Raw genomic sequence first — 9,608 nt, 5'->3', positions numbered from 1 at the left:
AATATGGTATTGAAAACACCACCTCTATAGCAACAATTCGTTCTACATCTTAATGAAATGATATCCTAAATTCTGATAAAAGGAGGACATGATGGCAATTACGGTTTTTATCCAACGCAAATTTAGCGACAAGGAAAAAGCAGCCAAGCTGGCCCCACTGATCGTAGAAATCCGATCTCTGGCCACAACGCAGCCTGGTTACATTACCGGCAAGACATTCCGCTGTTTAGACTGTCCCGGTGAATACATAGTTATAAGCACCTGGAACAGCCTTGACGACTGGAACAACTGGCTACAAAGCAAACAACGTATGGCACTTCAAAAACAGGTCGATGATCTGCTGGGTGAAGTAACACAATATCGGATATACGAACCCCTGGTTGGTGGAATTATCCCTCAATTTCATGCTGGGGCTGAATGAGTCGAAAAGTCGACATGAATTAACTCTTTATCTTATTTGTATCATTATTCAAAATTATTAGCTGCTATGCTTTGTTGTCGTAAGTGATCTCGATCGTTGGTGGTACTCTCCAACGACCATGCAGTTATTTGAAATCTTATCAAACCGATGATGATCTCAATATATCATTGTTGCGACACATTGCGCATTTCCTGAATAATGTTGCATGTGAGTCGATATATAGATCCATACAACCATGGGCCAGCTGTTTATTTTGAACCTAATTTTTAAAGCGCTTTAAAATGATGATTTATTCATTGGGATTAATTGGGATAGCTGCTTTTGCCATAACCGGTGTCATGGCGGCCGGAAAAAAGGGAATGGATATATTAAGCATTACCCTGCTCGGAGTGGTTACCGCTCTCGGTGGCGGCACTCTGCGCGACATAATTTTGGATACCAACCCGATTTTTTGGGTTGCCGATCTTTTTTACCTTTGGGTATCCGTTTCAGCATCAATTATCACATTTTTTCTGGTTCGATTTGTGAGTCATGTTTTGCATTTATTGCTGTTCATTGACGCCTTCGGGTTGTCCCTTTTTACAATCCTTGCAACAGAAAAAACCCTCATGCTTGGCTTCTCGAATCCAGTTGCGGTTTTAATGGGTGTTGTTACGGGGATTGCAGGCGGTATGATCCGGGATATTCTGACCGGCAGAATGCCTTTGCTCCTTGGCAAGGAATTTTATGCGACACCGGCATTGCTCGGAGCAGTTGTATTTACCATATTGTATTATCACTTCCCCATGCATGAGTTAAACAGACTGTACGCCATCGGTGTAATATTCATACTCAGAGCATCAGCTATTCAGTGGGGTCTGTATTATCCGAAATGGCTTATGTACAGAGAATAAAGTTGATCAGTCAGGACTATGAGCATATTTTTCCGTTCTGCTATCGATCTATTCAGCCATTGTAACCGTGAACGAAACATCGCCGGCACCTCCAACTGATTAGCAGTTTTGGCAATAACCGCGTAACTAGGATGATCTCAATATATCTGTATTTAGATCCAACCAGCTCTTTTCCTGTATATCGCCCAAAATTTGATGATATACAGTTCTATATTCTGGCTGGTTAGCTTTTTAAAGAGGAGGAAGAGTTCTATGCAAAAGCCAATACAAAGTGAGAAGAAAAGGCACATAGGCATTTGGCTTGCTGCGAAAATTGTGATTGCTACAGTCCTCATCATGTCAGCATCTACAACCCGTGCACAAGATAACATGAAGGAAGAAAAGCCGAACATTGTATACATCCTTGTAGACAACTGAGGCTGGGGGGACATAAGCATTCAAGGCAGCACCATTCCTACCCCTAAGATAGATGAACTCGCCAAACAGGGTATCCGCTTCACCAATTTCAATGTTCAGAACCAATGTACACCGACCCGCTCTGCAATTCACACTGGCCGTCTACCAATCCGCTCAGGTACGCAGAAAGTACCAGCTCCTGGTGAGCCACAAGGTATGGCTCCTTGGGAATATACAATAGCCGATCTTCTATCCGACGCGGGTTACTCCACTGCAATGTTTGGTAAATGGCACATTGGTGATAAAGATGGACGCCTCCCCAATGATCAAGGCTACGATGAATGGTATGGCACCAAGGAAAGTGCAATGGAAGCCAGCTACACAAGCACGGCCCAGTTTGATCCTGAGGTATTCGATACCCCTTATATTTGGCAAGGAAAGAAGGGCCAAAAATCGCAGAAGGTCAAAGAATTCAATCTCGAAGCCAGGGCTATACTTGACAGTGAAATTGTCCAGAAAACCACAGCGTTCATTAATTCAAATGCTGCGAAGGGAGAACCTTTCTATGTCTACGCAGCCCTTACTCAAATTCACCCACCGTTTCTTCCTCAGCCAGATTTCGCCGGGAAGTCGAACGCAGGAGCATATGCCGATATTCAGATGCAGGTAGATTATAATGTTGGGGAAATAATTGATGCTATCAAGAAGGCAGGGATAGAGGACAATACCATATTGATTCTTACAGGTGACAACGCCGCAGGTGAAGACACTGATGAAGGAGGCTCCAATGGACCGTGGCGGGGTGGATTAAGCACAGGCTACGAAGGAGGAACACGAACTCCTGGTATGATTCGTTGGCCAGGAATGATTCAGTCCGGTAAAGTGACTGATGAGATATTTTCGGACCTCGACTGGTTCTCAACAATTGCACATTTAATTGGAGAAGAAACCCGCATTCCGAAGGACCGCCCTTACGACAGCATCAACCAGGCTGACTTTCTGCTGGGCAAGCAAGAGAAATCCAATCGAGAATACATAGTCACCTATGTCGGCGACCGTGTATTCTCTGTGAAATGGCGATCTCTCAAAGTCCACTTCTTTACCGCTGAGTCTACGTTTTCACCCATAGTGGAACACACGTTCCCACAGGTCTATGACATAAAGAATGATCCCGATGAAAAGAGTGAGCTGTGGCGTGCGGAAGGTTATTCGCATCTTTGGGTCATGAAACCAGTGATGAGCATCCTGACAGAGATCCAGAGGAGTATGGCCAAATACCCCAACATAAAACCCGGCAGTGATTTCGAGGGATACAAGTGATGGGGCAATAGCAAAAAAGTCGTTTGAGTTGGATTGTTGGAACAGCCCCGGAACCGGTCAACTCAAAGTTACAGATGCCTGGTCACCCGTTTGGGCAATGACCGCGCAACACAGATGATCTCAATTAATCTGTATTCCGATCCAAACAGCGTCTATTCTGTTTACATGATATTTTTGATGGTATACAGATCCACATGCTTAATGGTTAGCCACAAAATAGGAGATAATAATGAGTTTGGAAATCTATATCACCTACGTTCTCGCTACAACGCTTATTTTGATAATACCAGGGCCGACAATTATTCTGGTTGTAAGTCAAGCAGTGAATCATGGGCGTAAATCAGTTTTGCCGCTCGCAGCAGGTGTCGTGTTTGGGGATTTCACAGCAATGACACTCTCCCTTTTGGGACTTGGTGCAATTATGAGCACGTCCGCCACTCTTTTCACAGTGTTCAAATGGATTGGAGCACTTTACTTGCTTTATCTGGGGATCAATCTGTGGAGAGCAAACCCGGAAAGCGGTTATAGTAGGAATGGGGAAGATAGTATCTCACCTCGCTCACTTTTTAAAAGCTCTTTCATTGTAACGGCACTCAATCCAAAAGGGATCGCCTTCTTTGTGGCATTTTTACCACAATTCATCAGCCCCAATGAACCCGTATTCAACCAACTACTCCTGTTGGGAGGAACCTTTCTGTTCTTAGCTTTGGTTAATGCAGCTCTATATGCGTTATTTGCAAGTCAATTGCGAGATGCGATAAGGAAGACAAGTGTACGCAAATGGTTCAATCGTTGCGGCGGTACGGCATTAATTGGAGCCGGGATTTTTACAGCCGGGATGCAGCGATCTGCATAATTGCCTAACGAAGCTCTTGCAGCGGTGTGTAAAAAACCGCACCCACTGAAAAGCGACGTATAGAACAATTACTTTGCTATAATCTGTTTGATTGTTGAACAGATACAGCTCCAACACATCAACGTTGTAGAGAGAGTTGAAGATGTTGTGATAACATTATGTCAAGCGAGTTTCTGACTCATTTTTCAATTCTGTCAATTGAACCCTCCCCGCGGCCCCGATGAGCGGGATCTATGCTTCGCTTCGACAAGCGACGGGGAATGCGCTCGCTTTGGCGGTTCAAGTATAGGTCAGGAGGGCACCTCATACGACGATTTTCTTTAGTAACCAGGCCATGTTCTCCCCCAGGGTCTTCATGATTTCAAGGCCCTCGGTGTCCTCCTTGACTTCCCCTTTTTCCCTGCCGAACCCCATGTTCCAGTACCTGGAACCGGGGATGATCATCTCTCCGATGGTAAAGAAATGGTTGATCGAGTCGAAGGTGTGCACCGCCCCGGCCCGACGAACCGCCACCACGGCAGCCCCGACCTTACGCCGCAACATGGTGTCGTTGGCGATGGAGACCATGCCCGCACGGTCGATCAGCGCCTTGGTCTCCGGGCTCATACATGCAAAATAGACCGGTGACCCTAAGATGATGCCGTCGGCCGCCAGCATCCGGTCCACGCAGTCGTTGAGCATATCCTTGCCCACGGCACAGTGCCGGTCCTTGTTCTCGAAGCACTTATAGCAGGCGATACAGCCCCGGATGGGTTTGCCGCCCACCTGGACGGTTTCCGTCTCGATACCCTGGCCTTCGATGGCCTCCAGCACTTTACGGATCAGGATAGATGTGTTTCCGTCTTTTCTGGGGCTGCCGTTGAATGCGACCACTTTCATTGGGTGTCTCCTCTTATTGGATTGAAATCACTCCCTAATTTATCAGATGTCATCACTGTGGACAATGGGATATGCTCCCAAGTCCGGCATTTCGGCGAAAGCCGGCATCCGGACAATTCCTGATGAATTAATGAATCTCAATGCTGCAAAAATAATTCGGCTAAGATGGTTTGGTTCTACAAAGACCGTCTCATACACCGGCCTGACGTAGTATAAAATCGACAAAGCGTGGAACCGGATCGAAACCCACCACCTGTGGGGCGTTGGCCACAAAATTGGACAGCGGATTGATGTCATAGAAGTAAAGCTGATCATCGGCGGCATTGACCAGGTATTCGACACCGCCGATGTCGGCGCCGGCGGCAGCGACGGCCTGCCTCACCTTATCGATCACCTCAGGCTCCGGTAGGAATGACGTAATTCCCGACTCAGCCGAATCGGCATCCCCGCCGGACGATGCTCCCACCGGGCAGTAATCGAAGCGCTCGATATTGCAGCCATCGGCCGGACAATAGTTGAAATTTTCCGCAAGGACAGGCAGTCGGATGGCATACAGGAAGGCATCGTTTAATATCTCCACCCGGTAAATGCAGTCGTCTTTTGGTTTGAGGTATTCCTGAACCAGGACCACTCGATCAATGCCAAGATCAATCTCGCCTTTGTCGACGGAACCGACCAGTTCCTCGCGGGTGTTGAAAAGGGTGATGCCGGCACCACTGCCACCCACATTGGGTTTGATGAGAACCGGAAATTGGAGTTCCTCGGCAGCCTCGAGCGCCTGCCCGGCATGGTGGATCACGCGGCTTTTGGGCGAGTTGAGCCCCAGTCCTTTGAAGATCTGCATTTGCAGGGCTTTGGAGGTACCCACCTCGTAAGACCGCCAGCCGTTGATCACCCGTGCCCCGATACTTTCCAGGTAGGCCAGATATTGTTTAACGTAAAGGACCACCTGGGGCTCGCTGGTTGTGGAAGGATAGGCACTGACCCGGTTGACGACCAATGAATAGAGAGACGTGTCCACACACGGGTCGAAGTGGTGGCCGTTGAGATGGATTTTCTCATAATCGATGTTTCTGCTGTCCAATTCGGCAAACAGGGGTTTGAACCAATCCGGGTGTTCGTAAAAGATCGCGATAGGTTTTGCGGACATGTTGTTTATCCTTCCCTGTTTCATCTTTGCATTGAACCCTCACCGCGGCCCCGATGAGCGGGATCTCTGCTTCGCTCCGACAAGCCGCGGGGAAGGTTCACCGTAAGGATGAAAATCGATTTACAGTTCGCTCGCTAACCCCGCCGCCCCGATGAACGGGATCTCCGCTTCGCTTCGACAAGCGACGGGGAATGCACTCGCTATCGCGGTTCACGCAGGCAATATCGGCAGGCGCAACAGCTGGCGGGCCTCATCCGGGGTGGCAACCTCGCGGCCGAGAATGTCTGCCAACCTCACCACACGCTCGACCAGCTGTGCATTGGTGGCCAATTCACCACGACGCAGATAGATGTTATCTTCCAGCCCCACACGCACATGACCGCCCATCAGGATTGCATGGGTGGTCATGGCAAGCTGGGCTTTTCCAATACCGGCAACGGTCCAGGTGGCACCGGGCGGAATCGTGTTGCGCATGTGCACCAGGTTCTCCACGGTGGCCGGAATGGCCCCTTTCAGCCCCATGACAAAATCGAAATGCAGCGGCGCAGACACCAGCCCCTTTTCCACCAGTGCGGTGGCATTGCTGATCATACTCAGATCGAAGATTTCCATCTCCGGTTTGATGCCGTATTTTTGCATGTCGGCAGCCAGAGCCTCGATCAAACCGGGGCTGTTTTCATACACCGAGTTGGGAAAATTGACCGAACCGGTGGTCAAGCTGGCCATTTCGGGCTTGACCTGCAGGCGCTCGCAGCGCTGTTCATAGGCCATTCCGGCCCGCCCACCGGTTGAAATCTGGGTAATCAGGTTGGTTTGCGTTTCAATACCGCTGTAGATCTTTTCAAACAGCGCCAAATCGGTTGCCGGAGATTCATCTTCCGGATCCCTGGCATGCAGGTGGATCAACGACGCACCGGCCGCCTCGCAGGCCAAGCCGTCCCGGACAATCTCTTCGGGAGTAATCGGGACATGCGGTGTGACCCGTTTGGTGGGCAGGGAGCCGGTAACGGCCACCGTGATGATTAGTTTGTCCATGCGACCTCTTCTTAGCTTTTCCACATATTCATTAATTAGTGAGGATCTAAAACATCCACTATTTTTTTTCAGGTAGACAGCACATGTTCGATGGCAGCTTTTAATTTCTCGGCCACCACTTCGAAGTCGCTAGTATCTGTAACAAACGGGGGCGCGACGATGATCGCATCTCCGTCGATTCCGGCAAGTCCGGTCGATTTGTAGGTGATGATGCCGTTCTCAAAGAGCGCCTGCCAGATCTTCTCGGTGACCTTTTGTTTTCGCGGAAACGGCGTGTTGGAGGCCTTGTCCCTGACCAGTTCGATGCCCCAAAGGAAGCCGATGCCTCGCACGTCGCCCACCCAGGGAAGATCGCTGAGCCGATTTTTGAGCGTTTCACCCAATACGCCTCCGACCTCAGCCACCCGCTCCACCAGCTGTTCTCGCTCAAGTATTTGCACAAGTGCAAGGCCGGCGGCAGCGGCAACAGGATGGTGGGAAAAGGTGCCGCCGTGGGTGAATCCCCCACCATTGGCGCACACTGCGTCGAAATGAATTCCCTTCACACCCACCGCAGAAAGCGGCACGGTGCCGCCGGCGAGGCCTTTTCCCAAGGTGACCAGATCGGGCACCACGTCATCGTGCTGGCAGGCAAACCAGCGACCGGTGCGCCCCATGCCGCAGAGCACCTCGTCCAGAATCAGGAGGACATCGTAGGTATCGCAGATCTTGCGGACGACTTCAAAATACCCCGGCGGCGGCGGGCAGGCGGCCAGGGTCCCGCCACTGACGGTTTCGGCCAGAAAAGCGGATACCGTTTCGGGTCCCATGTTCAAAATGGTCTCTTCAAGTGCCAGGGCGCAGCGCAGGCGGCAATCCGGAAAGGTAAGCCCGTATGAGCAACGCAGACAATAGGGTGGCGGGATGTGAACGGCTTGCGCCAGCATCGGGGCATACGGGGTCTGAAAGGCCGCCCTGCCCATGGCGGACAGTGCACCTAAGGTCAGACCATGGTATGATTTCCAACGCGAGATCAAGCGGAACTTCTCGGGACGACTGTTGGCCAGGTGAATCTGGCGGGCCAGCTTAATGGCGGCCTCCACAGCCTCGGCACCACCGGACAAAAAGTAGAACCGGTCGATGCCCTCGGGTGCATGCTCAACCAGGGCGTCAGCCAACCCTTCGGCGGCCGGCGTGGTGAACATGGTGGGGTGAATGTAGTCGTAAGCCAGGATCTGATCGTAGACGGCCTGGGCAATTTCCTTTCTGCCGTGGCCGGCATTGACCACGATTGCCCCACCGCTGGCATCTAAATATCGGTTGCCATCCTGGTCCTCGATCCATACCCCGTCAGCTTTCACAGCCACCGGCAATTGCGGGTCCAGGCGTCTGGGGAATAGATGCCCCTCACGCCGGTTGCTTGCATTGCTCATTATTGCTGATCCTTTCGCCAATCCTTGTTGCCGTATCGCCACAATATCCAGTCCAACAGACGCACCCGTTCCACATCGATATGAATCAGACTGCCCGAGGCCAGGGTTTGCACCCCAATGGCGGTTCCGTCTACAGCCAGCCGGGTGGCGTTGACGTCTGAAATGAAAAAATCAAACCCCGGGACCGTTGTCAGTCCCTCGTCTACCACAATCCACTTCCCTTCCCGCCGGGTTCTTGCCGTGTAGGTATTTGGAAGGCCGGTCCCCACGGAAGTCATGCGCGTTTCCTTGGCCTGGATGACCGACCCCGGACCCACGCTAAAAATGCCTTCCACCATCGTCTTTTCCACCGAGTGGCGGTAGCTCAATTGAATTTCACTGCCAGACACCACCCGTACCGCCCCGAAAAGCGGATTCCCTTCCCGAGGCAGTCTCACGGTAAATGCATCCACCTGGAAAAAAATCATCAGGCTCAACAACAGGCATAAACCAGCTGCGGGAACCGCCAGGCGTCTCTTGGAAAGAGCCAAAGCGGTCCCTATGCCGCTGCGGGTGCCAAGGCGCGGTTGGCACGCGAGCGCTGCGAAAGATAGATCGCAGCCACCGCAGCGATGGCCAGGCCGTTGACCAGATGTTTGTTGATCATCATCTCGCCAATGGACAGGTGGTTGGGATTGACCAGAAGGAACGCCAGTCCTAGAAAAAGGAACCGCTCTAAAATGGGCGTATGGACCTTCCAGTGCCCCTGGATGAAGACAGACCAGCAGAACATGCCCAGGATGCACAGCGGAATGAGGTACAGGACTTCCATCAGAGTGGTATCGATCATGAGCAATTTCGTATTGTAGATGAACATAAACGGCAGGGTGAAGGCGGCAAGGTCCAGCCGAAAACTCTTCCAGCCCGTCTTGATGGGATCCGAACCGGCAATCCCGGCGGCGGCATAGGCGCACAGACCCACCGGCGGTGTGTCGTCAGCGACAATACCGTAGTAGAAAACGAACAGATGAACCGCGACGACCGGCAACCCCAGGCCTAAATCCGCACTGATCGTCATGATCGCCGGTGCGGTCATGGCCGCCATGATGATGTAGGTGGCCGTGGTGGGCAGCCCCATGCCAAGAATGATCGAGGCAAACACCGAAAAAAGCAGCGTCAGAAAGAGGTGCCCGCCGGCCGCCTCGGTAATCAGGGTGGCCATTTTAAGGCCCAGTCCGGTCAGGGTGACCACACCGATGATGATGCC

General features: G+C 51.3%; 10 protein-coding genes. 4 read left to right on the top strand and 6 right to left on the bottom strand.

Annotated features, from left to right (window positions below; genetic code table 11):
- Nucleotides 1-88: 88 nt before the first annotated feature.
- The 4 genes from QNK41_RS20015 (at nucleotide 89) to QNK41_RS20000 (ending at nucleotide 3,886) form a co-directional block, all read left to right on the top strand.
- Nucleotides 89-421, top strand: a complete 333-nt coding sequence (locus QNK41_RS20015; RefSeq protein WP_319260687.1) for an antibiotic biosynthesis monooxygenase family protein — start codon at nucleotides 89-91, stop codon at nucleotides 419-421.
- A gap of 281 nt (nucleotides 422-702) precedes the next feature.
- Nucleotides 703-1,314 carry a trimeric intracellular cation channel family protein gene (locus tag QNK41_RS20010; protein ID WP_319260684.1) on the top strand — a complete coding sequence of 204 codons (612 nt, stop codon included), beginning with the start codon at nucleotides 703-705 and terminating at the stop codon, nucleotides 1,312-1,314.
- 429 nt (nucleotides 1,315-1,743) lie between these two features.
- Entirely contained in the window at nucleotides 1,744-3,030 is a 1,287-nt protein-coding gene (locus QNK41_RS20005; RefSeq protein ID WP_319260689.1) for a sulfatase-like hydrolase/transferase, read from the top strand.
- A gap of 229 nt (nucleotides 3,031-3,259) precedes the next feature.
- Nucleotides 3,260-3,886 carry a LysE family translocator gene (locus tag QNK41_RS20000; protein WP_319260682.1) on the top strand — a complete coding sequence of 209 codons (627 nt, stop codon included), beginning with the start codon at nucleotides 3,260-3,262 and terminating at the stop codon, nucleotides 3,884-3,886.
- A 303-nt stretch (nucleotides 3,887-4,189) separates the two neighbouring features.
- On the opposite strand, the gene QNK41_RS19995 is transcribed toward QNK41_RS20000, so the two are convergent.
- From QNK41_RS19995 to QNK41_RS19970, 6 genes are all read right to left on the bottom strand, one after another.
- Entirely contained in the window at nucleotides 4,190-4,765 is a 576-nt protein-coding gene (locus QNK41_RS19995) for a flavodoxin family protein (RefSeq protein ID WP_319260679.1), read from the bottom strand.
- 190 nt (nucleotides 4,766-4,955) lie between these two features.
- The gene (locus QNK41_RS19990; protein ID WP_319260677.1) at nucleotides 4,956-5,915 is read right to left on the bottom strand and encodes a hypothetical protein; all 960 of its coding nucleotides are present in this window, start codon (nucleotides 5,913-5,915) and stop codon (nucleotides 4,956-4,958) included.
- A 210-nt stretch (nucleotides 5,916-6,125) separates the two neighbouring features.
- Nucleotides 6,126-6,950, bottom strand: coding sequence for a 3-keto-5-aminohexanoate cleavage protein (locus tag QNK41_RS19985; protein WP_319260674.1), 825 nt, complete (start codon nucleotides 6,948-6,950; stop codon nucleotides 6,126-6,128).
- A gap of 68 nt (nucleotides 6,951-7,018) precedes the next feature.
- A complete protein-coding gene (locus tag QNK41_RS19980) occupies nucleotides 7,019-8,362 on the bottom strand; it encodes an aspartate aminotransferase family protein (protein ID WP_319260671.1) in 1,344 nt (447 codons plus the stop codon).
- Entirely contained in the window at nucleotides 8,362-8,892 is a 531-nt protein-coding gene (locus QNK41_RS19975) for a DUF1850 domain-containing protein (RefSeq protein WP_319260669.1), read from the bottom strand. Before QNK41_RS19975 ends, QNK41_RS19980 begins: the two co-directional genes overlap by 1 nt.
- Nucleotides 8,893-8,900: 8 nt before the next feature.
- Nucleotides 8,901-9,608 (bottom strand): TRAP transporter large permease subunit (locus QNK41_RS19970; RefSeq protein ID WP_319260667.1); only part of this gene is annotated, 708 nt, incomplete at its 5' end.

Origin of the sequence: Desulfosarcina sp., from assembly GCF_033791525.1 — a bacterium.
GTDB lineage: Bacteria > Desulfobacterota > Desulfobacteria > Desulfobacterales > Desulfosarcinaceae > Desulfosarcina.
The sequence above is the reverse complement of the archived record's forward strand: the minus strand, read 5'-3'. Positions and strand labels throughout refer to the sequence as shown.